Source organism: Paraburkholderia sp. SARCC-3016 (assembly GCF_031119615.1).
GTDB lineage: Bacteria > Pseudomonadota > Gammaproteobacteria > Burkholderiales > Burkholderiaceae > Paraburkholderia.
This window is the reverse complement of the sequence record NZ_JAVHZD010000002.1, coordinates 107175-133635: the sequence shown is the minus strand read 5'-3', so window position 1 is coordinate 133635 and position 26461 is coordinate 107175. Positions and strand designations below refer to the sequence as shown.

At 64.6% G+C, this 26461-nt stretch carries 17 protein-coding genes; 10 read left to right on the top strand and 7 right to left on the bottom strand.

Annotation, left to right across the window (positions count from 1 at the left end):
- Positions 1-288 precede the first annotated feature (288 nt).
- The gene (glgX, locus tag QYH69_RS02995; protein WP_308830434.1) at positions 289-2568 is read left to right on the top strand and encodes a glycogen debranching protein GlgX; all 2280 of its coding nucleotides are present in this window, start codon (positions 289-291) and stop codon (positions 2566-2568) included.
- 98 nt (positions 2569-2666) lie between these two features.
- On the opposite strand, the gene glgA is transcribed toward glgX, so the two are convergent.
- The 3 genes from glgA to QYH69_RS02980 all read right to left on the bottom strand — a co-directional run bounded on the left by glgA (position 2667) and on the right by QYH69_RS02980 (position 5759).
- Positions 2667-4334 carry a glycogen synthase GlgA gene (glgA, locus tag QYH69_RS02990; protein WP_308830433.1) on the bottom strand — a complete coding sequence of 556 codons (1668 nt, stop codon included), beginning with the start codon at positions 4332-4334 and terminating at the stop codon, positions 2667-2669.
- 212 nt (positions 4335-4546) lie between these two features.
- On the bottom strand, positions 4547-5137 hold the full coding sequence (locus QYH69_RS02985; RefSeq protein ID WP_308830432.1) for a YSC84-related protein: 591 nt from the start codon (positions 5135-5137) through the stop codon (positions 4547-4549).
- Positions 5138-5285: 148 nt separating this feature from the next.
- On the bottom strand, positions 5286-5759 hold the full coding sequence (locus tag QYH69_RS02980) for a response regulator (RefSeq protein ID WP_308830431.1): 474 nt from the start codon (positions 5757-5759) through the stop codon (positions 5286-5288).
- 275 nt (positions 5760-6034) lie between these two features.
- On the opposite strand from QYH69_RS02980, the gene QYH69_RS02975 reads away from it, so the two are divergent.
- The gene (locus QYH69_RS02975) at positions 6035-6382 is read left to right on the top strand and encodes a hypothetical protein (protein WP_308830430.1); all 348 of its coding nucleotides are present in this window, start codon (positions 6035-6037) and stop codon (positions 6380-6382) included.
- Positions 6383-6492: 110 nt separating this feature from the next.
- On the top strand, positions 6493-8640 hold the full coding sequence (locus QYH69_RS02970) for a phosphocholine-specific phospholipase C (RefSeq protein WP_308830429.1): 2148 nt from the start codon (positions 6493-6495) through the stop codon (positions 8638-8640).
- A gap of 318 nt (positions 8641-8958) precedes the next feature.
- Here the strand turns inward: QYH69_RS02970 and QYH69_RS02965 are convergent, their stop codons facing one another.
- Positions 8959-10902: an AI-2E family transporter gene (locus tag QYH69_RS02965; protein ID WP_308830624.1), complete on the bottom strand. Its 1944-nt coding sequence runs from the start codon at positions 10900-10902 to the stop codon at positions 8959-8961.
- A 621-nt stretch (positions 10903-11523) separates the two neighbouring features.
- On the bottom strand, positions 11524-12921 hold the full coding sequence (locus tag QYH69_RS02960) for a dihydrolipoyl dehydrogenase (RefSeq protein WP_308830428.1): 1398 nt from the start codon (positions 12919-12921) through the stop codon (positions 11524-11526).
- 181 nt (positions 12922-13102) lie between these two features.
- Here QYH69_RS02960 and QYH69_RS02955 point away from each other — a divergent pair, with 181 nt between their 5' ends.
- From QYH69_RS02955 to QYH69_RS02930, 6 genes are all read left to right on the top strand, one after another.
- Positions 13103-14293: an AraC family transcriptional regulator gene (locus tag QYH69_RS02955; RefSeq protein ID WP_308830427.1), complete on the top strand. Its 1191-nt coding sequence runs from the start codon at positions 13103-13105 to the stop codon at positions 14291-14293.
- Between the two features lie 353 nt (positions 14294-14646).
- Positions 14647-15171, top strand: coding sequence for a peroxidase-related enzyme (locus tag QYH69_RS02950; RefSeq protein WP_308830426.1), 525 nt, complete (start codon positions 14647-14649; stop codon positions 15169-15171).
- A gap of 98 nt (positions 15172-15269) precedes the next feature.
- Positions 15270-15530 (top strand): glutaredoxin 3, encoded by a 261-nt coding sequence (gene grxC, locus QYH69_RS02945; RefSeq protein WP_075161561.1) that lies wholly within the window; start codon positions 15270-15272, stop codon positions 15528-15530.
- A gap of 293 nt (positions 15531-15823) precedes the next feature.
- A complete protein-coding gene (locus QYH69_RS02940; RefSeq protein WP_308830425.1) occupies positions 15824-18622 on the top strand; it encodes an AAA family ATPase in 2799 nt (932 codons plus the stop codon).
- 99 nt (positions 18623-18721) lie between these two features.
- Positions 18722-19237, top strand: a complete 516-nt coding sequence (locus tag QYH69_RS02935) for a sigma-70 family RNA polymerase sigma factor (RefSeq protein ID WP_308830424.1) — start codon at positions 18722-18724, stop codon at positions 19235-19237.
- A complete protein-coding gene (locus tag QYH69_RS02930) occupies positions 19216-20298 on the top strand; it encodes a FecR domain-containing protein (protein ID WP_308830423.1) in 1083 nt (360 codons plus the stop codon). Before QYH69_RS02935 ends, QYH69_RS02930 begins: the two co-directional genes overlap by 22 nt.
- A 31-nt stretch (positions 20299-20329) precedes the next feature.
- Here QYH69_RS02930 and QYH69_RS02925 read toward each other — a convergent pair whose 3' ends face one another.
- Together QYH69_RS02925 and metE are read right to left on the bottom strand one after the other, a co-directional pair.
- Positions 20330-22852 carry a TonB-dependent siderophore receptor gene (locus QYH69_RS02925; RefSeq protein ID WP_308830422.1) on the bottom strand — a complete coding sequence of 841 codons (2523 nt, stop codon included), beginning with the start codon at positions 22850-22852 and terminating at the stop codon, positions 20330-20332.
- 154 nt (positions 22853-23006) lie between these two features.
- The gene (metE, locus tag QYH69_RS02920) at positions 23007-25364 is read right to left on the bottom strand and encodes a 5-methyltetrahydropteroyltriglutamate--homocysteine S-methyltransferase (protein WP_308830421.1); all 2358 of its coding nucleotides are present in this window, start codon (positions 25362-25364) and stop codon (positions 23007-23009) included.
- A 159-nt stretch (positions 25365-25523) separates the two neighbouring features.
- Here metE and QYH69_RS02915 point away from each other — a divergent pair, with 159 nt between their 5' ends.
- Positions 25524-26432 (top strand): LysR family transcriptional regulator, encoded by a 909-nt coding sequence (locus QYH69_RS02915; RefSeq protein ID WP_308830420.1) that lies wholly within the window; start codon positions 25524-25526, stop codon positions 26430-26432.
- The last annotated feature ends 29 nt before the right edge of the window (positions 26433-26461 follow it).

Genomic DNA, 26461 nt, shown 5'->3' with positions numbered 1-26461 from the left:
GCGCGACACGTTGCCGGTCGTTGCATCTGCTGAATACGCCGTGCGCGGGCACCGAAACACTTACGGCGAACGCGCAAAATCTATCTTTGTTTGTAAGTCCGGGTAAGCCTTGTGATGAGCCGCTTGGCGGCGATTCGCGTGGCATCCGGCGCCGACGGTGACGCACGTTCACCGCTTCGGGCACATGCCTTGCTGATTCGACGCGCCTGCCTCGTCGCGCGGGCCCGCGCCGCGTTGCAGGGACCGTTTGCGCGTTCATCAATCGCTTCTCGTCAATCAAGGCTTTCCATGCCACACGACCGACGTATTTCCGAAGGCCTGCCATTTCCGCTCGGCGCTACATGGGACGGAAGAGGCGTAAATTTCGCGCTTTTTTCCGCGCATGCGACGAAGGTCGAACTGTGTCTGTTCGACGCGAAAGGCAAGCGCGAAGTCGAACGTATCGAATTACCCGAATACACCGACGAAGTGTGGCACGTGCATGTCGCGGGTTTGCCGGCGGGCACCGTGTACGGCTATCGCGTGCATGGACCGTTCGAACCCGAGGCGGGACATCGCTTCAATCCGCACAAGCTGCTGCTCGACCCGTATGCGAAAGCGCACGTCGGCGCGCTCAAATGGCACCCGTCGCTGTTCGGCTATACGTTGAACGCGCCCGGCGACGACCCCGATCTGACTTTCGACAAGCGCGATAGCGCGGCATATATGCCGAAGTGTCAGGTCGTCGATCAGACTTTCAACTGGACGCATCCGACGCGCATTCGCGTGCCGTGGGACCGCACGATCGTCTATGAGACGCACGTGCGCGGTTACACGAAGCGGCATCCGGCGGTGCCCGCGAAAATGCGCGGCACGTTCGACGGTCTCGCACAGAAAGCCGTGATCGATCATATCCGGCGGCTCGGCGTCACGACCGTCGAACTGATGCCAATCCACGCGTTCGTCAACGACAGTTACCTGCTCGACAAGGGCCTCACGAACTACTGGGGTTACAACACGATCGGTTTTTTTGCGGCCGATCCGCGCTACTTCGCGCGCGGCCCGGGCATGGTCGCCGAATTCAAGGAAATGGTGGACCGCCTGCACGACGCGGGTCTCGAAGTGATACTCGATGTGGTTTACAACCATACGGCCGAAGGCAACGAGCGCGGACCGACGCTGTCGTTTCGCGGCATCGACAACGCCTCGTACTACCGGCTGATGCCCGAACAGAACCGCTATTACATCAACGACACCGGCACCGGCAACACGCTGAACCTGTCGCATCCGCGCGTGCTGCAGATGGTGACCGACAGTTTGCGCTACTGGGTCACCGAGATGAACGTCGATGGCTTCCGCTTCGATCTCGCGACGATTCTCGGCCGCGAGCCGTACGGCTTCGACGAAGGCGGCGGCTTTCTCGACAGCTGCCGGCAGGACCCGGTGCTCGCGAGCGTGAAGCTCATTGCGGAACCGTGGGATTGCGGACCCGGCGGCTATCAGGTCGGCGGCTTTCCGCCGGGCTGGGCCGAATGGAACGACCGCTTCCGCGATACGGCGCGCTCGTTCTGGAAGGGCGACGAAAACTGCGCGGCCGATCTCGCGACGCGCCTGACCGCATCGGGCGATTTCTTCAACCGCCGCGGCAGACGCCCGTGGTCGAGCGTGAACTTCGTGACCGCGCACGATGGCTTCACGCTGCACGATCTCGTGTCGTACAACGAGCGCCACAACGACGCCAACGGCGAAAACAACAACGACGGCCACAGCGATAACCGTTCGTGGAACTGCGGCGCCGAAGGACCGACCGACGACACCGAAATCATCGAATTGCGCGAGCGTCAGAAGCGCAACATGCTTGCGACGCTGCTGTTCTCGCAAGGCACGCCGATGCTGCTCGCCGGCGACGAATTCGGCCGTACCCAGCAGGGCAATAACAACGCGTATTGCCAGGACAACGAGATCAGCTGGGTCGACTGGGAAGGCATCGACGAGCGCGGCCGTGCGCTGATCGGCTTCGTGCGCAAGCTCACGGCGTTGCGTCATGCGTTGCCGGTCTTGCGGCGCGGGCGCTTTCTGACCGGCGAGACGCGCGTGCTCAAGCTGCCGGGCCGGATGGAAGGCCGAATTGAAGGCCAAAGCGAAGCCGGAAGCGCGGGCGCAAGCGAGGTCGGGAGCGAGGCCGAAAGCGAAGCCGATCTCGAAGTGAAGGACGTGAAGTGGCTGAGCCCTGCGGGCGTCGAATTGACGGACGAGCAATGGGGCGATCCGGCGATGCGCTGCTTCGGCCTCGTGATCGACGGTCGCGCGCAGGCAAGCGGCATTCGACGGCCCGCATCGGACGCGACGCTGCTCGTCGTCGTCAACGCGTATCACGACGTGGTGGACTTCACGCTGCCTGAGGTGCCCGGCAGCGATCAATGGAGCTGTCTGATCGATACGAACGCGCCCGAGCGCGACGAATTGCCGGAATTCGGTTCGGGCGACGTGTACCAGGTGACGGGGCGCTCGCTGCTGCTGTTCGCGCTGCATGCGCAGGGCGAGACGCAGCATGTGTTCGACCGGCTCGAGGAGCGGCTCACGCAGTAGCGAGCAGAGTTCGGGGCGCGGGCAATCCCGTTGCCCGCACATCGATCATGCAGCTGCGTAATCCGGTTACCGGTTACGCGGCTGCATGTTTCAGGACGTCACGCGCGTCGCGCAACATCCTCGTGCACGCCCTGCGCGGAAGCATTGGCGTTCCACTTGCCGGTCTGCGCAGCACCCGCGGCACGCCGTGCCGGCCGCCGCTGTGCGACCACGTCGACATCGCGCGCGCCGTTCGCGCTGGCCGCCGCCCCTTGCACGGCTTCCGACAGGCCGCGCCTCGCGGGCCGCGCATCGGTGAGCTCCGCATACAGTTGCAGATAGCGTGCGGCCGGCTTCGCCCAGCCGAAGTCGCCGCGCATCGCATTACGCTGCAGCGCATGCCATGACGACGGCCGCATGAACGCTTCGAGTGCGCGCTCGAGCGCTGCGACCACATCGCCGACGGTTTCGCCGTCGAAGAGGAAGCCGGTCGCGCCGTCTTCGGGCAAGCCGAGTTCAGGCGAACGCGCCGGTTCGTAGTCGACGATCGTATCGGCAAGGCCGCCGACGCGCGATGCAATCGGAATCGTTCCGTAACGCATCGCATACATCTGCGTGAGACCGCACGGCTCGAAGCGGCTGCCGTGCAGCAGCATGTCCGCGCCTGCATGCAGCTTGTGCGCGGTCGCTTCGTCGTAGCCGATCTGCACGCCGACGCGCTGCGGCCACAGCGCGGCGAGCGCGCGCATCGCCTGTTCGAGATGCGCGTCGCCTTTACCGAGAATCGCCACCTGCAGCCGCGGGTGGCGCGCAAGCGCCATCGGCAAGGCGGCGGCAACCACGTCTGCGAGCTTCTGCGAGGTCAGACGGCTGCCGATCGCGATCAGCGGCGCGAACGGATCGACAGTCAGCCCGAAGCGTTGCTGCAGATCGCGCTTGCAGGCCTGCTTGCCGCGCACGTCGGCGGCGCAGTAGTGACGCGCGATATGTGCGTCTGTCGCCGGATTCCAGACGTTTTCGTCGATACCGTTCGTGATGCCGGAAAGCTTGTGCGCGCTCGCTTGCAGCACGCCTTCCATGCGGTGTCCGAATTGCGGCGTGAGGATTTCGCGCGCATAGGTATCGCTGACCGTCGTCACGCGATCGGCGTGCACGATGCCGGCCTTCATCGGGCTCAACGTGTCGTAGAACTCGATGCTGCGCTCATCCGAAAGGGCGGGCGCGAGCAGCGCGTCGGGCACGCCGAGCCAGCTGCCGAGCGCAAGCGGGCAGTTGCCCTGGAACGCGAGATTGTGAATCGTAAACACGCTCTTCGCGGGCACGCCCGCGAGCTTCATCAGCAAGGGCGTGAGCGCTGCATGCCAATCGTGCGCGTGCACGATATCGGGGCGCCGCACGCCCCGTACGCCGCGCGCAATGCGTGCAGCCGCGGCGGCAAGCGAGGCGAAACGCACGGTGTTGTCCAGGTAATCGCGACCGCGCTGATCGACATAAAGCTGCTCGCGGCTGAACAGATGATCCATCTGCAATAGCAGCACCGGCACGCCCGTGTCGGGCATCTGCGCACGCAACAGGCGCGCGTCGCCGCCCGGCAGCCCGCAGATCCGCGTAATCGGCGTGACGCCCACCGCCTGTGCGAGTGCGCCCGGATAGGCGGGCAGCAGGATCGAAACGTCGACGCCCGCGTCGCGCAATGCGGCCGCATAGGCGCTCACCATATCGCCGAGCCCGCCGGACTTGGCGAGCGGCATCGCCTCCGAAGCAACGAGAAGAACATTCAGCGTCAAGATCGACTCCGCGCGAAAAAACAGTAGGGGACGGTAGAGGAGTAAAGCGTGTTGCGCTGCGCTATAACGCAAAGGCTATGCCATGAAAAAACCGGCTGCTTCGCGCCGCGCGACGCGTGCATGGCCGGTCACGATGTAATTTCGGCTTCCCGCCGCGGCGGCTTTTACACAGACAAATACGCCGCGGCGTGAGCATGGTGTCAACGCGCCGGTCAGATATCCAGTTTCGACACTTTCGTGCCTTCGAGCGATACGCCGGCCATCAGGCCCGCGTTGGTCATTACGAACGCCTGCACCGGGGCGGTCGCCGTCGACGAGTCGATGTTGCCGTTCGCGCCGATCTTGACGACCGCAACGGTCGCGTCGCCACCTACGGCCCAGCCGTCGCGGTTACGGAAGTCGGCAAGCGCCTGTTCGGTCATGAAGCAGAAGATGATCGCCTTCGACTGGGCGCCGGCCTGCAGACCGAACGAGCCGGCCGCCGTGCTGTAGTAGCCCTGGGTCCGGCCTCCGACGCGCAGCGCGCCCTGGCCGTACTGGCCGCCGACCACGAAGCCGGCCTGCACGACCTGCGGAAACACCAGCACGCCGCGCGCTTTCGAGACCAGTTCGCGCGAGCCGTTGACCGTCGTGTAGAGGCGCGACAGCGTCGCGTCGACGTCGTGATTGATGGCAGCACGCTTATCCGAGTTGCCGGCCGTGCTGTTTGCCGAGCTTTGTCCCGTCGTCGTGCAGCCAGCCATCACGAGGCCGCCGGCCGCTAGCATCGTACCGCTGGTCAAAATGAACTTTCTTCTTTGCATCGTTGTTCTCCTGTAAGCGTGATTGAGTAGATGCGCATTGAGTGCAGCGGACCCTACAGCACGGCCTGTGCCTGACCGGCGGGGTCGGCCGGCGGAGTTGTCCGTCATCGCATCTGTTTTCTTTCCGCGCTCGACGCTTGCGTCGCGCTTATGGCCGTGTGCCTCCGTTCCTCGTGTCCGGTGTCATCGCCACGGCCCTCTTCAATAATGCAAGCAGCCGCTGCGGCGTCAGCGGCTTCGCGCAATGGGCGTCGAAGCCGGCTTCCCGCGCGCGCTCGCGGTCGCGCCCCGATGCATAGCCCGTGCACGCAACGAGCAGCATGTGCGACGTCGACGGCGCCGCGCGCAACCGCCGGGCGAGCTCGAGGCCGTCGAGTTCCGGCATGGCGATATCGAGCACCACCGCAAACGGCTGCCATGCCTCGGCGATCGTGCAGACGTCATGCGCCTCGTGCATCGCACGGCATTCGAAGCCATTCGCGCTGAGCAGCAGTTGCAAGGCATCGGCGGCATCCGCGTAGTCGTCGACGACGAGCACGCGGCGATGGTCGGCCAGCGCCCGCCCAATCGGCCGCCACTGCAATTCGTCTTCGCTGTCCTGCAGGTTAGTGCCTGTACGCATCCATGTCTCCCCAGTCTTATGTGCCGCTAGCGGATATGCACGGTCGCAAGCCCCGGACCCGAAGCCGGCCGCATTAATGTTTTATTTCTTTTTCGTTTGTTTCTCATGGCATTGAAATGATGCATTTCAAGTAAATGGAAATTTCGATAAATAGAGATGAAACCATTTCACAAATTCTTCTTAATTAAACGTGACACTCTCCTCGCGAAAACGATGCGGCATTAAATCAAAAGTCATGCCGAACATCCGGTTAACTAAAGAAAGGGATGAGGATCATGGACGGAGACTTTCTCTCGAAACCGGCGGCGTCATGTGCCGCTCTGATCAGCGTCTTCATGCTCGCTGCATGCGGCCCCGGGCCGGGGGACGCGAGCCATGCCACGAGCAGCCTGTCCGCTCCGAATGATTCCGCCAATTCCATGCAGAACGGCACGTCGCGCTATCAGAGCGCCGCGCTGCAGTTAGCTGCGGGCGCATCGGTGCCGCTCTCGCAACTGCAGGCGCCGCCGCTGACCAATGCCGGAACCGGCAGCGCGGTGGCCAGCGCGCAGGCAAGCGTCGCCGCCGATGCGATACAGGTCGCGCCCGTGATGCGCTACGCGCCCGGCGACAGCGCCAACTGATCAGCAGCACTTCGCGTCGCGCGTCGCTTTGCGCGGTTCCTCGCTCCGTCGGAGCGCTGCGACGCATAGCCGCCAGATTCCCCCCGCAACAAAGAGAAGGTGACCAGACCATGACTTCAAATAGCCGCCGCCGTTTTCTACAAACCGTTGCTTCATCCGCCGGCGCTGCCGCCGCAATGACCGCGCTGCCGGATTCGATCCGCAGAGCGCTCGCCGTGCCGGCCGCATCCCGCACGGGCACGATCCGCGATATCGAGCATATCGTCGTGTTCATGCAGGAGAACCGCTCCTTCGACCACTACTTCGGCCATATGCGTGGCGTGCGCGGTTATAACGACCGCTTCCCGATTCCGCTGCCGGGCGGCAACCCGGTGTGGTTCCAGCCGTCGAAGGAAGACGCGACGAAGCCCGTGCTGCCGTTCCACCTCGATACGCTGACGACGAGCGCGCAATGTATCGGCGACCTCGACCATAACTGGTATCCGACGCATGCCGCGATCAACAACGGCCGCTACGACCAGTGGCCCGCGAACAAGACGGACATGACGATGGGCTACCACCTGCGCTCCGACATTCCGTTCCACTACGCACTGGCCGATGCATTTACGGTGTGCGATGCGTACTACTGCTCGATACCGGGGCCGACGCACCCGAACCGCATGTACCTGATGACGGGCATGGTCGATCCGACCGGCACGCAAGGCGGCCCGCTGCTCGACAACAACGACTTCGTGGACGGCGACGGACCGCCGAAATACCAGTTGTTGTCGTGGACCACGTACCCGGAGCGCCTCGAAAAAGCCGGCATCTCGTGGCAGGTTTATCAGCAGGGCACGAACGGCAACGATCCGCTGAACGGCAACTACGGCACGAACGTCCTGCAGAACTTCGCGAACTTCATCGACGCGCAGCCGGGCTCGTCGCTGTACCAGCGCGCGCAGACGGCGCGCACGATCGACGATCTGAAGGCCGACGTGCTCGCGAACAAGCTGCCGCAGGTGTCGTGGCTGTGCCCGCCGGCGGCCTATTCGGAACACCCGAAGTACACGCCAGCCTACGGCGCCGAGTACACCTCGATGATTCTCGACGCGCTGACGTCGAACCCCGAGGTGTGGAGCAAGACCGTGCTCTTCATCATGTACGACGAGAACGACGGCTTCTTCGATCACGTGCCGCCGCCGCAAGTGCCGACGACGCGCGCCCAGGGCCTGTCGACCGTGACGACCGAGGGCGAGATCCACAACGTGATCAACCCGGACGGCCGCGGCGGCACCTACACAGTCGACAATCTGCCGTACGGTCTCGGCACGCGCGTACCGATGACGATCGTCTCGCCGTGGACGAAGGGCGGCTTCGTGTGCTCGGAAGTGTTCGACCACACGTCGGTGATCCGCTTCATCGAAGCGCGTTTCGGCGTGAAGGAGCCGAACATCACGAAATGGCGCCGCGCGGTATGCGGCGACCTGACCTCGGCGTTCGATTTCCGCACGCCGGACGCGACGATGCCGGCGCTGCCCGACACGAGCAACTACAAGTCGATCGCCGACAACCAGTGTGCGACGCAGCCGAAGCCGGTCGTGCCCGCGACGCCGGGCCCGATCGTGCCGCAGGAGCCGGGCATCCGCTTCGCCCGTGCGCTGCCGTACGAGCTGCACGTGAACGGCAAGGTCAACGAGAAGCGCAACGTGCTCGAACTCGTGATGGGCAACACCGGTTCGGTCGGCGCGCACTTCTACGTGTACTCGTCGCTGCGTACCGACGGCCCGTGGCGCTACACGGTCGAGAAGGACAAGTCGATCACCGAAACTTTCGACCTGTCGATCAACAACGGCGCCTATGCGTTCACCGTCTACGGCCCGAACGGCTTCGTGCGGCGCTTCAACGGCGACCTGAACGCGGAGATGATCGAGGCCGCAGCCGGCAAGGGCAAGAACAGGACGGCGCTGCCCGAGGTCAAGACGCACTACGACGTGGCGAACGGCAACGTCGTGCTGCGCTTCACGAACAAGGGCAACAGGAACGCGCGGCTGTCGGTGGCCGATAACGCCTACGGCGCGTCGTCGCGGCCCGTGATCGTGCCGCCGAACGAGACGGTGGAAGAAAGGTGGGTTCTCGCGTCGAGCCACCACTGGTACGACCTGACGGTGACCGACAACGACGACCCGGCGTTCCAGCGCCGCCTCGCGGGTCATATCGAGACCGGCAAGCCGAGCATTACGGATCCGGCGGCCATCGCGCCGGTCATGACGGCTTCGTAGAGACCTCGCCGCCTGCAGGCGGTCACGTCGCCCCGAAGCGGTCTCACGGCCGCTTCGGGGCGATTGTTTTCCCGAGCCGGGATTTCTTTCTGAAAGAATAAATGGAAAATCGAAAGCAGAGATTTATAAAGACTCGATGATTATTTGCTGACAATACGTACTCTATTGGCGGAATTCTCAGGAAACGGAAGTAACCGGTTTAAATGATATTGGCCTGAATTGTTCCAATGCCGGTTATCGTGGCGCGCGCGATCTATCAGAATCGCGGTGAATTATTTCAATTCTCTTTCGAAATGGCGTTGAATGGCGAGCTGACGCTCAGCCGGTCTTTTCGACGAGCCGCGGCGGCAGCGGCGCGGTATTGGTCGCCGCGTGCACGCACTGGTCGACGAGTTCGCCGAAACCGTTCGCATTGATCGTGCCGCTCAGCGGCGTCGTCTCATCGTCGCGTTCGGGCAGGCCGCCGACGCCAACCACGAGCGCTGCCGACGGCGCCCGTTCGCGAATTCGGCGCACGAGGTTGCGCAGGTACGGCGGCGCCTCCGATGCATCGAGCGTGACGACGCAGACAATCGGCGCATTTTCGATGCGTGCCGAATCGATGCTGCCTTTGCGGAACTGCGCATAATGCGCGGCGAACACGGGCAGGCCACGGCGGCCGAGCAGTTGCACCGCGATCGCGGTCGCCACTTCGTCGAAGGCGCCGCGGCCCGCTATGCATACGACGCGCATGCCGGGCAGCAGCTGCATGGGTGTATCGCTATCGGCGTCGGGGTCTTCGTCCGCACCTGCCTTGCTGCCATCGTCGCTGCCGTGCAGCGGCGACGACGATGCGAGCGGCGGTGGGGCCAGCAGGTTTTCCGCCCCTTCGAGATTCTCGACGATATCAAGCAGCGTCTCGTTCATCCGGCTCAGCTGGTCCGGTGCAAATACGCCGCGCAGCGCGTCGTTGCGCGCAAGGCGCAAACCTTCGCGCGCGACATCGTCGTAGTACTGGACGAGCGGCATCTCCTTGAGCAGCCGTTCCGCCTGCACGATCGCCTCGTGCGGATCGTCGGCGAGCAGGCGCTGATAGAAGTTCTGCGCGGGCGTGAGCGCCGGTTGATCGCCGAGCAGCACGGTCAGGAACCGCAATCGCTCCGCGTAGCGGCCGAGCGTGACGAGACACAGCGTAAGCGGCGTCGACAGCACAAGACCCACGGGTCCCCACAGCCAGCTCCAGAAGATCGCGGCGACCACCACGGCGAGCGGCGACAGCCCCGAACTGTGTCCATAGAGCAGCGGCTCGACCACTTGCCCCGCAACCACGTCGACGACGACGAACAGAACGATCGTCGCGACGGCCATCGACCATTGCGGCTGAATCGCGGCTGCGAGTATCGCCGCGAGCGCGGCGGCGATCCACGTGCCGATATACGGCACGAAGCGCAGCAAGGCAGTCAGCCCGCCAAACAGCAGCGCGCCCGGCACGCCGATGATCGCGAGTCCCACCGCGATCAGCGAACCGGCGCCGACGTTGATGCCGAGCTGCGCGACGAAGTAGCGCGACAGCCGGGTCGCCGCATCGTTGATGGCGGTGGTCGTGCGGTGCAGGTCGCGCGCGCCGAACAGGCGTATCAGGCGGTCTCGCAAATCCTCGCGCTGCAGCAGGATGAAGATCGTCACGACGAGCACGATGAACGTCGTCTCGATCGGGCCGACGACCGGCGAAAACACTTTTTGCGCGAGCTGCAGCGGCGAGGGCATCGGCTCGTGCACTTCGACGGGCAGCGGCGCGGCGGCCGACGGCTTCTGCGTGCGGCCCGCCTCGTGCGGTGGATTGGGCGCATGATCGGGTGTCACGCGCGCGAGCGTGCCGGCTGCACGGGTGAGCAGCGCATCGGCGCGGCCGATCGTTTTCTCCTGCACGGTCTCGATCTTCAGTTCGATTGCCGCCTGGTATTGCGGCAGCGAACTCGCGAGCTGCGCGATCTGCGCCGCGATCAGCGTGCCGACCGCAAGCAGCGAGACGAGCGCGACAAGTACCGCGACGAAGATCGACGGCAGCTGCCCGAAGCGCAGCCGCCTCAGCACGCTGACGAGCGGAGCGAGCAGGAAGCTCAGCAGCACCGCGAGCGTGATCGGAATCAGCACTTCGCGGCCGAAATACAGGCCGCAGACCACGACGACGGCCGTGATCGTCGACGTGAGCCCGAGCAGGCCGGGAACGCCAGGCGGGTAGACGCGATTCGACGGTCGTGGTGGCGTCAGCGGCAGTTTCATCATTGATCGGCGTGTCGTATGGGAAGCGTGTTGTCCTTCGGCGTGTCGATCATCGGCGCAAAGGCGTTCGGTTTGCGTCGATGCTTTCGCGGATGAGGTAGCCATCAAGCAAGACGTGCGCCTGGCGCGTGTCGCGCGTTTCGAATCTGTGAGCCATTGACGCGCGGGCCGCTCGCGTGCCGGCCAGTCGCGCGCGCGTGGACGGCGCGATCTCCGGTGCAGAATTGCGAAGCAGATTCGGCAAATTTACCTGGACGTCGGCGCGCGGCGCGGCTCGCGCGCCCGATGCTCCCGGCCGATGGTTTCGTCCGACGAAATCGAGCAGCTCGAGGCGCTGATCGCGCGGCTTAAAGCGCAGCGTGCCGGCGCAGATCGCGGCGGCTGAGCGTTTGCGCGGTCCCGGCGGGCAGCCCGAATCCGGCCGTCGCCACGTTGCAGGGCGAGGCGACATCGATTCAAGGCGCGATCGGTGCCGCGACCGCGCAGCTGGCGGAACTGCTGATGAAGCAGGGACAAACCGCGGGCGGGTCAATCAATACGCAGGCATAGCTGGAAGCTTCACCGCCGCGACCTTCGCGCATGCGATTGCGCGAAAGTCGCCGCGACGTCTGGACGTCTGATTTATTGATCGGACTTCAGCTGCGCGACCGCATTTCTGAGCGCGGTGCGCAACCCTTCTTCGACGACCGGATGGTAGAACGGCATCTCGAGCATCGCGTCGACCGTCAGGTTCATCTGCAGCGCCCATGACAGCAGATGCGCGATGTGCTCCGCATCGGGGCCGATCCACTCGGCGCCGGCAAAGCGTCGCGTCGCCTTGTCGACATAGACGTGCATGAGCCCGCGATTGCGCAGCATCACACGGCTGCGGCCCTGGTCCTCGAAGCTCACTTCACCGGCCACGAAGCTGCCCGGCGCGAGATCCGCATACCGCGCGCCGACCATCGCGATGCCCGGGTCGGAGAACAGCACCGAGATCGGCGCGCGGCGCACGAGCGGCGCGACGTTCGGGTAATGCGCGGCATTCGTGCCGGCCGCGCGGCCCTCGTCGGCGGCTTCGTGCAGCAGCGGCAGCACGCCGTTCGCGTCGCCGGCGATAAACACCGCATGCTTGCCTGCCTGCAAGGTCAGCGGGTCGTAGACAGGCATGCCGGTCTGATCGAGTTCGAGCGTCGTATTGCCGAGCGCGAGTTTGTCGATGTTCGGCCGACGGCCCGCGGTAACGAGCACATAGTCGAACGTATCGTCGACCAGCGCGCCGGCGCTCGTGCGGTAGCGCAGATGCACGGTGTCGCCTTCGCGCGTTGCCGCTTCGATTTCGGCGCGCGGCTCGAAACGGAACGCCTCGCTGAACACGTTCTGCGCATACTCGCGGATCGCCGGATCGGTCAGCGGACCGACACGGCCGCGCGCGCCGAGCATCGTCACGTCGACGCCGAGCCGCGCGAGCGCCTGACCCAGTTCGAGGCCAATCACGCCCGCGCCGACCACCGCGACCTTGCGCGGCAGATCGTCCCAGCTGAATACGTCGTCGTTGACGATCGCGCGATCGCCGAGTGCGCGGTACATCGGCGGCACGTACGGCGACGAGCCCGTGGCGATCACGACGCTGCGTGCGTGCACGCGGGTATGGTCGCCGACCTGCAGCAGATTGTCGTCGATGAAGGTCGCGTACCCGGTCAGGCGGTCTTCGGCGGGAATGCCTTCGACGCTTTCCACGACGAAACCGACAAAGCGGTCGCGCTCGCTTTTCACGCGTTGCATCACCTCGCGTCCGTCGATGCGGATCGATCCTTCCACATGCACGCCGAATGGCGCCGTGCTCGCCGCCGCGTGCGCGGCCTCGGCCGCCGCGATCAGCAGCTTCGACGGCATACAGCCGACCCGCGCACACGTGGTGCCGTGCGGGCCGCCTTCGATCAGCAGCGCGGACGCGCCCGCGGCCTTCGCCGCACGGTACGCCGGCAAACCGGCGCTGCCGGCGCCAATCACTGCGACATCGATATGAATCGTCTTCATCCGTTGCTCCAGTTCGTTTGAATGCACCGCGCGCGTGGCGGAAAAGCCTCTTGCCATGCGCCTCGCCGTGGTCCAGTAGAATCAGGCTCAGCCCATGCGTGCATTCGATGGAGTCAATGTACGTCGATCGTCGCCGCGTGCGAATTCGCTAACGGATCAACAAACTGCTCAAACGACTCAGATGGATCTGCTAAGCCGCTTTCTGTCGCTGACGCCAGTCAATGGACGCATCGACGAGCGCTGCCATTTCGGCTCGCCGTGGGTGGTCGAGGTCGGCACGGCCGGCGTACACGAGATTCCCTATCACGTGCTGCTGGCCGGCGAAGCGGTGCTCGAGGATGGCAACGGGCCGCCGCGCAGGCTGACGGCGGGCGACGTGATCCTGTTTCCGACCGGCACGCCGCACCGCATCCATGACGGCAGCGGCGTGCCGCCCGCACCGAAGGCGAAGCGGCGCAGTATCACGCTGACGGTCGTCGAAAACGGCGGCACGGGGCCGGCCGCCGATCTGCTATGCGGGCGCTTTCTGGTCGGCGCGATGCCGGAACGGCTGTTGCGCGAACATTTGCCCGCGAGGCTCGTGGTAAGCACAGGACCGGTGACAGCGGGGCACGCGGAGTCGCACGGGCAACGCGGCGTGGCGCCTGTCGGGGCGGGAAGCGCCGCAGCGCGAACTGCGGCGCTCTCCGAGGTCACGTCCGGCGTCGCGTCGGAGGCCGCCGATGCCGCGCGCGACGAAGCGGCCGGTGCGATTCGGATCGCGGACGTCGCCGGTGAAGGCGGCCATGCCGATGCCGCCGACGAAGCTGCGCGCGGCGCAACGGCTGCAAGCGAAGCGGCCGCGCGCAGCGCAGCGCGATCGAGCGTGGCCGGTTCGCGCCTTGCGCGCATCGTCTCGTTGATGCGCGACGAGGCGCTCGACGAAAGTCCCGGCAGCGAATGTCTGATCAACTATCTGTCGGCTGCGCTGTTCGCCTTGACGCTGCGCTTTGCGAGCGAAGGCATCGATGCGCCGCGCGGGCTGCTCGCGCTGGCCGGCCAGCCGCGCCTGCAGCCGGCGATTTCCGCGATGTTCGAAGCGCCCGGCGAGCCGTGGACGCTCGACCAGTTCGCCGCGCTATGCCATATGTCGCGCGCCACGTTCGTGCGGCAGTTCCAGGATGCGATCGGCCGCTCGGCAACCGATATGCTGACCGAAGTGCGTTTGACGCTGGCCGGCCGCGCGCTGCTCGAAACGACGACGTCGGTGGCCGAGATCGGCTCGACGGTCGGTTACCAGTCCGAAGCCGCGTTTCAGCGCGTGTTCAAGCGTCATATCGGCGTCACGCCCGCGCGCTGGCGCGCATCCGGCGGCAATATCGAGCCGAAGTAGTGTGGCGCGGTTCGTCGCTGTGCCGGGCGGGGGTGCCCGATGCGCGTTTGTATGCGTAATATTGCGTTTTAATGGTTACGCTTTGCGTCCTCCCGCTTTTGCCTGATCTTTCTTCCGCTGCCGCATTCCGCGGTCAGCCTCTTTCCATTCGTTCTGCCTGCTATATCGCGCTCGCCGCGCCGGATGCCGTCGAGCGGCCGTGAGTCGATCGGGCAATTTCTTGAGCCGGCGTGCCATTAACGTACGTGCCGCGAATCCGTACAGTGCAATCAATCCGTTCGATGACGGACGAAACCGAAACGAAACCTCTCTGGTTGCATTTTCAACAATTGATTGTCACAAGGAGAACTACCATGGCACGCATTCAAACCCTGTCGATCGGCGAAGCCCCGGCATCCGCGCAAGCGTCGCTGCATGCAGTCGAAAAGGCGACGGGCTTCCTGCCGAATCTTTTCAAGGTCTTCGCCAATTCGCCGTCTTCGCTTGGTGTTTTCCTGCAAGGACAGCAACAGCTGTCGAAGGGCGAACTCAGCGGCGCGGAACGCGAAATCATCGCGCTCGCGGTGTCGCAAGCGAACCGCTGTGAGTACTGTCTTGCCGCGCACACGGTGCTGGGCGGCCACGCGGGCCTGTCGGACGACGCGATTCGTGCCGCGCGTCGCGGCGAAGGCAGCGCGATCGCGACGTTCGCGAGCAAGGTGTCGAACCAGCGCGGCCGCGTCGACGACGCCGATGTTGCCGCTGCACGCGACGCGGGCCTCACCGACAGCAAGATCGTCGAGATCATCGCCGTGGTTGCGCAGGTGACCTTCACGAACTACCTGAACAACGTGGCGAACACGGACGTGGACTTCCCGGCTGTCGAAGCGGAGGTCTGAGCGCCGTCCCGTCGTTCCGGCTACTGACGATCGCTGCCGTGCGCGCGAATTTTGCGCGCACGGCAGCGGCGCCGCAACTTCAATTGATGGAGATGACGATGCCTGAAATCACGCTCTATACGAAGCCGACGTGTCCATACTGTCTTGCCGCGAAAGCGCTGCTGCGCGGCAAGGGTGCCGCGTTCCGCGAAATCGACATCGAGAACAACCGGGCGAAGACGCTCGAGATGATCGAGCGCAGCGGACGCCGCACGGTGCCGCAGATCTATGTGGGCGGGACGCACGTGGGTGGCTACGACGATCTGCGTGCGCTCGAGAACGAAGGCGGTCTCGACGCGCTGTTGACGGCGAGGGTTTGACGCAGCGCCGCCGCGCCGACGAGTTTTCCTTTGTGTTATGTGAGGCGCTGTCCATGCTTGCGGCTCGCGTGGCCGGCGCCTCGCATCGATGTCCGAGTCTTCGAATTTCTTCGCGCCTCTGCGCGGCGGCTTGAGCCTGTGTGGGCCTGTCTGGGCCTGTTTGAGCCCCTTCGCGCCCTGAACGAACCCTGAATGCGCTTCGCGCACCGATCATGTAGCATCGGACGTGCGTCGGCAAAGCCGAACGCGCGTTGCGAGGTTTTTCTTACGCGAACGTTCCACAGGGAGCTCATATGGCACGGCAAGTCTGTGACATCTGCGGCGTCAGGCCCGCGAGCGTCCGGCTCGCGGTGCTTCAGAGCGGACGCCGGCGGATTCTCGATGTATGCGACTACCATTACGAGCAGCTGACGCGGCACCAGCGCACGCTGTCGCCGCTCGAGGCGCTGTTTCGCAGCGGCATGCCCGATCAGCTCGACGATCCCGGCGAGACGGCCACCTACGCGCGCCCGGTGCCGCAGCGCGTCGAAGGCGCGGAAGCCGTCGTCAACATCGAACGGCATTTCAGCGATCTGGCAAAGGAAATGCTGCAGCGCGCCGCGGAACGCGCGGTGCAGTTCGGCAGACGTGAAGTGGACACCGAGCATCTGCTTTACGAACTCGCCGACAACGCGGTCATCGTTTCGATTCTGAAAAGCCTTGGCATCTCGTCTACCGACGTGCGCGCGTATATCGATGCGAACGCGCCGAGGCGCACCGCTCTCGAACCGCCGCCCGACAATCAGATGGGCGTCACGCCTTGCCTGAAAAGCGCGCTCGAGCGCGCGTTTCTTGCTTCGCGCGAACTGGGCCACAGCTATGTCGGCCCCGAGCATCTGCTGATCGGCCTCGCCGAAGTGAACAACAGTTTTGCGAGCAACCTGTTCGTCAAATACGGGCTCGATACGCAGGCGCTGCGCCAGCAGACAGCCGCCGCAATCGGGCCGAGCCTGAAACGCGAGACGGTCGCCGCGCCGTCGAATACGCCGCAGCTCGACAAATTCAGCCGCGATCTGACCGCGCTTGCGCGCGACGGCAGGCTCGACCCGGTGATCGGCCGCTCGGGCGAAATCGAAACGCTCGTCGAAGTGCTCGCACGGCGCCGCAAGAACAACCCGGTGCTGATCGGCGAACCGGGCGTCGGTAAAACGGCAGTCGTCGAAGGGCTTGCACAGCGGATGGTCAACGGCGATGTGCCGGAATCGCTGCGCGACAAGCGCCTCGTCGAACTCAATGTGAACTCGCTCGTGGCCGGCGCGAAGTTTCGCGGCGAGTTCGAGGAGCGCGTGAAGCAGCTGCTCGAGGAAATCACCGCGAATCTCGATTCGCTCGTGCTGTTCGTCGACGAAGTGCATACGATCGTCGGCGCGGGGCAGGGCGGCGAAGGCGGACTCGATATCGCAAACGTGTTCAAGCCTGCGATGGCGCGCGGCGAACTGAACCTGATCGGCGCGACGACGCTGTCCGAATACCAGAAGTACATCGAAAAAGACGCGGCGCTCGAACGGCGTTTCCAGCCCGTGCTCGTGCCCGAGCCGAGCGTCGTGCAAACCATCAATATCCTGCGCGGACTGCGCGACCGGCTCGAAGCGCATCATCGCGTGACGATCCAGGACGATGCGATCGTCGGCGCGGCCGAACTGTCGGACCGCTATATCAGCGGGCGCTTTCTGCCGGACAAGGCGATCGACCTCGTCGACCAGGCGGCCGCGCGCGTACATCTGTCGGCCACGTCGCGCCCGGCCGCGATTCTCGAACTCGAAGCCGAACTCGCGCAATTGCGTCGCGAACAGGACTATGCGGCGTCGCGCAAGCAATACGAGCGCGCGCATGCACTCGACACCGAAATCGCCGACAAGGAGCGCGCCTTGAGCGACGCGACCGATGCGTGGAAGACGGGCATGGGCGCGAATACGTCGCACGTGACGGTGACGAATATCGCGGAGATCGTCGCGAAGCTCACCGGCATTCCGGTCGCACAACTGACGACCGAGGAACGCGAACGGCTGCTCAATATGGAAGAGCGCCTGCACGAGCGCGTGATCGGTCAGGACCAGGCGGTGCAGGCCGTCAGCGACGCGGTGCGCCGTTCGCGCACGGGCCTGCAGGCGCGGCATCGGCCGACCGCGGTGTTTCTGTTCCTGGGCCCGACGGGCGTCGGCAAGACCGAGCTCGCGAAGGCGCTTGCCGAAGTCGTATTCGGTGACGAAGAGGCGATGCTGCGCATCGATATGAGCGAATACATGGAGCGGCATGCGGTCTCGCGTCTGATCGGCTCGCCGCCCGGCTACGTGGGCTACGACGAAGGCGGCCAACTGACCGAGCGCGTGCGGCGCCGCCCCTATAGCGTGATTCTGTTCGACGAAATCGAAAAGGCGCATCCGGACGTCTACAACGTGCTGCTGCAGGTGTTCGACGATGGGCGCCTGACCGACGGCAAAGGGCGCGTGGTCGACTTCAGCAATACGCTGATCATCGCCACGAGCAATCTTGCCGCCGACGTGATCGGCGGGCATGCGCGCACGGGCCCGGGCTTCCTGAGCGGCGATGCGGTGTCGACCGTGCAAAGCGGTGTGATGAACGTGTTGCGCCAGCATTTCAGGCCCGAGTTTCTGAACCGCATCGACGACATCATTCTGTTCAAGGCGTTGACGCGCGACGAGACCCGGCATGTGGTGCGACTGCAGCTCGAACAGGTGAAGCGACTCGCGAAGAGCCAGGATATCGACCTCGAGTTCGACGATACGGTGGTCGACTATCTCGCAACCGAAGGCTACCGGCCCGAGTTCGGCGCGCGCGAGTTGCGCCGGCAGATCCGGCAGCTGATCGAGAACGAGCTGGCGAAGGAGATGCTGAAGGGCGAGATCGGCGAAGGCGCGCACATTACCTGCACTTACGATGCGGCCGAACAGCACGTGAAGTTCCTGACCGCGCCGGCATCGGCGCAGGCAGGGCAGCGAGCCGCTGCAAAGCCGCCCGAACGAAAGCTGTCGCTGGAACCGTTCAATGAACCGCGTGGCGACGCGCCGCCGCCGGAGGCGGCGAATTCATAGCAAGCGTCGCGATATCGGCATTGCGCAAACGAACCCGATCGGTTATAAATGCGAATAATTCGCATTTGTGAAAATGTGTCATCGAAAAGGGTTCGTTACATGTCCGCGGTTCACCTCGACGCGCAACCGGAGTTGTGCGCCCTCTACCGTGACCACCACGGCTGGCTGCAAACGTGGCTGCGCAGGAAGCTCGGCAATGCGTTCGATGCCGCGGACCTCACGCACGACACGTTCATGCGCGTGCTCGTCGCGTGGGACCGGCGCGGCGAGCTCGATCTGCGCGAGCCGCGCGCGTATCTGACGACGGTCGCGGGCCGCGTATTGCTGAACCACTACCGCAGGCTGTCGCTCGAAAGGGCGTTTCTCGAGACGCTCGAGCGCTTGCCCGAAGCGCAGATTCCGTCGACCGAAGAGCGCCTCGCCATCCTCGAAACGCTGCACGAGATCGATGCGATGCTCGACCGTCTCGAGCCCAAGGTGCGCACCGCGTTTCTGCTCGCCCAGCTCGAAGATCTGACCTACGCCGAGATCGCCGCGCAACTCGGCGTGCACGTGCGGACCGTCAAGCGCTACATGGCGACCGCATTTGAAGAATGCATCCTGTTGATGATGTGAACGGCGCGGCGGCCGATCGTAGCGAAGTGAGCGAACCGCGCGAAGCGCGCGCGGTCGCGCGCGAAGCCGCGGCATGGCTCGTGCGGCTGCGCGAAGACGCGTCGCCGCAAGACCTCGAGGCCTGCGCGCGCTGGCGTGCCGCCGACCCCGAGCACGAGCGCGCCTGGCAGCGCGCGCAGCGGCTCAACGACAAGTTCGCGAGATTGCCTGCCGGCGTCGGCGTGCGCACGCTGGGCCGCCGTGCGCGCACCGACCGGCGCTTTGCGCTCAAGGCGCTCGCCGTCGCGTTCACGGTAGCGCCGGCGGGCTACGCGGCCTACCGCGCGATGCCGTGGCGCGACTGGATGTCCGACGAGCGTACGCGGGTCGGCGAGCGCCGCTTCGTCGTGCTTGCGGACGGCACGCGCATCGACCTCAATACATCGACTGCGATCGATATCGACTTCACGGCGAGCGAGCGCCGCGTCGTGCTGAACGACGGCGAAATTCTCGTGGAAACAGGGCGCGACGCGGCCAACGCGTCCGGCGTCTACCGGCCTTTTATCGTCGAGACGCGGCAGGGGCGTATCCGCGCGCTCGGCACCCGCTTTGTCGTGCGAACGGATGATGGAGCCGGCGCGACGCGCATCGCCGTGCTGCATGGCGCAGTCGAGGTGACGCCCGGCGAAGCGCCCGAGCGGGCGACCGTGCTCGACGCGGGGCAGCAGACGCGCTTCACGGCAATCACGATCGATGCGATCGCGGCCGCCGATCCGCACGCGGGCGACTGGTCGCGCGGTGTGCTGTTCGCCGACGGCATGCGGCTGGCCGACTTCGTCGGCGAACTGGGCCGTTACCGACGCGGGCTGTTGCGCTGCGATCCCGAGGTCGCGAATCTGCGCATCACCGGCACGTTCCAGCTCGGCAACATCGAGAACGTGCTCGCGGCGCTGCCGCGGACGTTGCCGGTCGACGTCGTCTATCGCACGCGGTACTGGGTGACGATTACGGCCGCGGACGACGGAAGCGGTGGAAGCAGCGGAAGCAACGCGCAGGCCGCGCAGCCGGCGAAGCACGGTTGACCATAAGCGGCCGGTGGCCGCCGCTTGCACGTTACCAGTGATAGTTGGCGCCCGCGAATACCTGACGCCCGTAGCCGAAATAGCACCACGTCGTGTAGATGCACGACGCGACATAGCGCTTGTTCAGCAGGTTCTGCGCGTTCACATACACTTCGGTGCCCCTGAGTTGCGGCAGCGCGCGGCCGAGGTCGTAGCGCAGCGTCGCATCGACGAGCAGGAAGCTGCTGAGCTTATAGCTGTTGTCGTACGAGTAGGTCTGCCCCGTATAACGTACGCCGGCGCCGGCCGACAGACCCGCCAGCGGCCCGCGCCGCTGTGTGTAGTACGCCCAGGCAGACGCCTGATTCTGCGGCACGGCGGCGAGGTATTTTCCTTCGAGGCCGCTGTTGTCCTTGAGGTACTTCGTGTCGAGGTACGTGTAGCTCGCCACGACGTTGAGCGAATCGGACAGGCTCGCTTTGGCTTCGACCTCGACGCCGCGCGAGCGCGCTTCGCCCGTTTCCGCCTGGAACGCCGGGTTGTTCGCGTCGGGCGTCAGCAGGTTTTTGCGCGTCAGGTCGAACCACGCGACTGTCAGCAGCGCGTCGTAGTTGTTCGGCTGGAACTTCACGCCCACTTCGTACTGGCGTGCGCGCTCGGGGTCGAACGGCTTGCCGCTCGCGTCGGTGCCGGTCTGCGGAGAAAACGACTCCGTATAGCTGACGTACGGCGCGATGCCGTTATCGAATACATACGTGAGGCCCGCGCGCTTCGTGAAGGCGCGGGCCGATTGCTGGATTGACGGGTTGTCGCCGGCGTTCGTCGTGGTCGTGTTAGTCCAGTCCTCGCGTCCGCTCAGTGTGAGGACCACGGGCCCGTAGCGCATCTGATCCTGCGCGTAGAGGCCGTACTGGTTCAGACGAACGCGCGTGAGCGCGGTGTCGAGCGGCCCGATCGGCTGCTGGTAATCGGGGTTCACGATATCGAGCGTCGGCGCCGTGCCGAATCCCATGTCCCACGAACTGCCGACGTGCTGATAGTCGAAGCCCGTCAACAGCGTATGGTGAATCGGGCCGGTCGAGAATTTGCCTTGCAGCTGGTTGTCGATCTCGAATGTGTTCAGCTGTTCCTGCGACGAGATTGCGCCGCGGTCGAGCGTGCGAAAGTCGCTTTCGAGCCCGTTGCTGTAGACGCTCGAGTAGTCCTGGCTGATGTGAAAGTAGCGCGCGTTCGAGCGCACGGTCCAATCCCGGTTGACGTTGTGTTCGAACTTGTAGCCGATCGATTCCTGCGTGCGGCTGAAGCGCTCGAAGCCGGTGTCGCCGTCGTAGAAGTCGATCGGCAGTTTGCCGTACGGATTGAACAGCGCAGAGCCTTCGGCCGGTACGCTGCCGTACGACGTGCTGCGCGGATCGCGCTGGAACAACCCGAACAGCGTCAGCGACGTGTCGTTGTCGGGCCGCCATGTGAACGACGGCGCGATCGCGATGCGCTCGTTGCGCGTCGTATCGATCTGGCCGTCCTCGCTGCGGCCGATCGCGGTAAGCCGGTACAGATAGTGGCCGTCCTGATCGAGCGGACCGGAGAAATCGAAGCTTGCCTGCTTGTGGCCGAAGTTGCCGAACTCGATGCCGACGTCGTGCAGCGGCTGGCGTGTCGGCAGCTTGCTCTCCTGATCGAGCACGCCGCCCGCGGCGGCCTGGCCGTACAGCACCGAAACGGGGCCTTTGAGCACTTCGATGCGTTCCATCAGATACGGATCGAGTTGCGGTACCGCGTACTGACCGTTTTGCAGCAGTTTCAGGCCGTTCCAGTAGGTATCCGCAGTAAAGCCGCGAATCGTCAGCAGGTCGTAGCGCGTGGCCGTGCCGCCGCGTGTTTCGGGCGTCACGCCCGATGTGTAGCGCACGGCGGCATTCAGCGTTTGCGCATCCTGCTGCGTCATCTGCTCGCGCGTGATCACGGACACCGACTGCGGCGTTTCGAGAATCGGCGTATCGGTTTTCATGGCCGTCGTGGCGGTCGATGCGACGTAGCCGACGGTCGGACCATACGGGTTCGTTGGCACGCTGTGCGCCGACACCTTGACGGTGGGCAGCACCGCCCCGTCCGGCGTGACGCTGCCGGACGCCGGTTGCCGCCGGACCAGAAAAACGCCGGCGCTGCTTTCGGACGCCTCGAGGCTCGTGCCGGACAGCAGTGCGGCGAAGCCTTCGCGCACGGTATAAGCGCCGTTTAGCCCGTGCGTACGCAAGCCATCGACCAGGCGCGCATCGATCTGTACGCCGACGCCCGCCTCGCTTGCGAAGTCGGAAAGTGCGCTGCCGAGCGAACCGGCCGGCACGCTATAGGTTCGCTTCGCTGCTGCAGCGGTAGCCGAAGCGGCGGCCGAGGGGGCCGGCGCTTCGGCCGCGATAGCGGCGGGGACGCTAGCGATGCCCGCCAGCGCGAGGCCCGCCGGCATACCGCGAAGCGCGAGCAGAGCCGCACCGGCAGGCAGTGACTTGAGTCTTCCGCTGTGCGCGCCGCGCCTGAACAGGGTGAACGAACTGCGAAAGGCGCGGCGGGACGGCATACGGACTCCTGAGATGATGTGACGGTGTGTGTGGCTCCTATGTGCTTGACACGCGAAATCGGAAAAGGGGACATCCGCGCGAAAAAAACGCGTATCGGCATGCCGGGCGGGGCCGCATGCCGATACGCGTGCGCGGGACGTTACGGTTACCGCATCAGAACGGGTGATTGCGCAGTGTCCTTGCCGCCGCCACCATATTGGTCAACGCGGGGATGACCTCGGCCCACTGGCGCGTCTTCAGTCCGCAATCGGGATTGACCCACAGGCGTTGCCGCGGAATGCGCTCTGCCGCCTTCTTCATCAGCGTCACGATGTGCTCCTGCGACGGAATGTTCGGCGAATGAATGTCGTACACGCCGGGCCCGATCTCATTCGGGTAGTTGAAGTGGTCGAACGCATCGAGCAGTTCCATATCGGAACGCGACGTTTCGATCGTGATCACGTCCGCGTCCATTCCGGCAATCGACGCGATGATGTCGTTGAACTCCGAATAGCACATATGCGTATGGATCTGCGTTTCGTCGCGCACGCCGTTCGCCGCGATGCGGAACGATTCCACGGCCCATTGCAGATACGCGTTCCATTGCGAACGCCGTAGCGGCAGACCCTCGCGCAGCGCGGCTTCGTCGATCTGGATCACGCGCACGCCGGCTTTCTCGAGGTCGAGCACTTCTTCGCGAATCGCGAGCGCGAGCTGGCGGCACGACACCGAACGCGGCTGATCGTCGCGCACGAACGACCAGTTCAGGATCGTCACAGGCCCCGTCAACATCCCTTTCATCGGCTTGTTCGTCAGCGTCTGCGCGTAGCGGATCCATTCGACCGTCATCGCGTTCGGGCGGCTGATGTCGCCGAACAGAACCGGCGGTTTCACGCAGCGCGAGCCGTATGATTGCACCCAGCCGAACTGGCTGAACGCAAAGCCTTCGAGCTGCTCGCCGAAATATTCGACCATGTCGTTGCGTTCGGCTTCGCCATGCACGAGCACGTCGAGACCGAGCGATTCCTGCTCGCGCACGCTGCGTGCGATCTCCGCCTTCATCGCCGTGCGGTAGCCGTCTTCATCGAGCGCGCCGGCCTTGAACTGGCTGCGCGCGTGACGAATCTCGGCCGTCTGCGGGAACGAGCCGATCGTCGTGGTCGGGAAGGCGGGCAGCGCAAGCAGCGCCGCCTGTTTCGGCGCGCGCACGGCATAGGGGCTGTGCCGCCTGCCGAGCGCCGGGCCGATCTGTGCCACCGCGGCCTGGACGGCGCCGTTGTTGACGCGCGGCGACGTGCGGCGCGTCCCGATTGCCGCCGCGTTGGCCGCAAGCTCGGCGCAGACGGAGTCGCGCCCGTGGTTCAGTGCGTCGGCCAGCAGTTTCACCTCGTCGAGCTTCTGCAACGCGAACGCGAGCCATGAGCGAATCTCCGCATCGAGTGCCTGTTCGCTTTCGAGGTCGACCGGCACGTGCAGCAACGAGCACGACGGTGCGACCCACAAACGCTCGCCGAGCTTGTCTGCGAGCGGTTCAAGCCAGTCGAGCGTCGCGCTCAGGTCGGTCTTCCAGATGTTGCGGCCGTTGATCGCGCCGACCGACAGTATCGACGTATCGGGAAGGAGCGCCGCTGCCCCGGCGAGTTCTTCGCGTGCATTGATCGCGTCGATGTGCAGACCATCGACCGGCAGCGTGCAGGCAAGCTCGAGATTGTCGTGCAACTGCCCGAAGTAGGTGGCGAGCAGCAGGCGCACCCGGCGCGCGGACAGCGAATCGTAGGCAGTAACGAATGCAGCGCGCCACTTCGCATCGAGTTCCGTTACGAGCGCGGGCTCGTCGATCTGCACCCAGTCGACGCCTTGCGCCGCGAACGTATCGAGCAACGCGCCATACACGGGCAGCAGCTTCGGCAACAGCGCGAGACGGTCCCAGGCGTCGTTTGCATCCTTCGACTTGCCGAGCCACAGGTACGTGACCGGACCGATGATCACGGGCTTCGCGTTGACGCCGCATCTGCGCGCTTGCGCGAGTTGCGCGACGAGCCGCGTCGCGTCGAGCGAAAAGTTCGTCGCCGAGGTGAATTCCGGCACGATGTAGTGATAGTTCGTATCGAACCACTTCGTCATTTCGCCGGCGGCGACGCCGTCGCAGCACGCGCCGTGTTCCTTCGATGTCTCCGGCGCGTCGGCCGCATGTGCCGCATGTGCCGCATTCGCAGTCTGTGCCGTTTGCGCCGAGCGGCCGCGGGCGACGCGGAAAGCGTTATCGAGCGAGTCGCCATGGAAATCGCGCACGCGCTCGGGCAGATTGCCGAGCGTGAAGCTCATATCGAGCACGTGGTCGTAGAACGCGAAATCGCCGACCGGAACGAAGTCGAGGCGCGCCTGATCATTCCAGTGACGCTCGCGAAGCTGCGCGCCGACGGCTTTGAGCGTGTCGCGCGACGTCTGACCCTTCCAGTAGTTTTCAAGCGCGAATTTCAGTTCGCGTCGGGCGCCGATGCGCGGGAAGCCGAGGTTATGCGTGGTAGCCATCTTTGTCGTGTGTGTCGAGAGAATCGGATAACAGCCGGAAGCGCCAGGAAAGCACTGAACCGGCACCATGGGCACCGATGATAGAATTTCCGATGCATGAATAAAAATGGATTTATTTCATACATGCATTAGTTATGTTCATGACGTCATGAGGTCGGAATGCTCGAACGCAGTCATCTGATGGTGGTCAGGGAAGTGGAGCGGCAAGGTTCGCTGACGGGTGCGGCCGACGCGTTGAACGTCACTCAATCGGCGCTCAGCCACACTGTGAGGAAGCTCGAAGAGCAGCTTGGTACGGCCGTATGGACGCGCGAAGGGCGGTCGATGCGTCTCACGCAGGCGGGCCAGTATCTGCTTGGACTGGCCAATCGGTTGCTGCCGCAGTTCGAGCACGCCGAAGCCCGCATGCAGCAGTACGCGCAAGGCGAGCGCGGCACGCTACGCATCGGCATGGAATGCCACCCGTGCTATCAATGGCTGCTGAAGGTCGTATCGCCGTATCTCGCGCGCTGGCCCGACGTCGACGTCGACGTGAAACAGCGTTTTCAGTTCGGCGGCATCGGCGCACTGTTCGGCTACGACATCGATGTGCTCGTGACGCCGGATCCGCTGAAGAAGCCCGGGCTGCGCTTTCAGCCCGTATTCGATTACGAGCAGGTGCTCGTGGTTGCCGACGCGCACGCGTTGGCCAGCGAGGCTTATGTCACGCCCGTGCAGCTCGCATCGGAAGTGCTGATCACGTACCCGGTGGAAACGGATCGGCTCGACATCTATACGCGGTTTCTGACGCCTGCGAATGTCGTGCCGAAACGGCACAAGGTGATCGAGACGACCGACATCATGCTGCAGATGGTGGCGAGCGGGCGCGGCGTCGCTGCGCTGCCGCGGTGGCTTGCCGAAGAGTACGCGGAATCGATGCCGATCGTGCCGTTGCGGCTCGGCAAGAAGGGCATCGCGAAACAGATCTTCCTCGGCACGCGCGAAGCGGACGATGCGATCGATTATCTGAGCGCGTTTGTCGCACTCGCGCGCAAGGCCGATTGGGCGCAAGCGCGGTTCCGCGCATAACCGCGCCACCGCGAAACCGGTACCCGCGC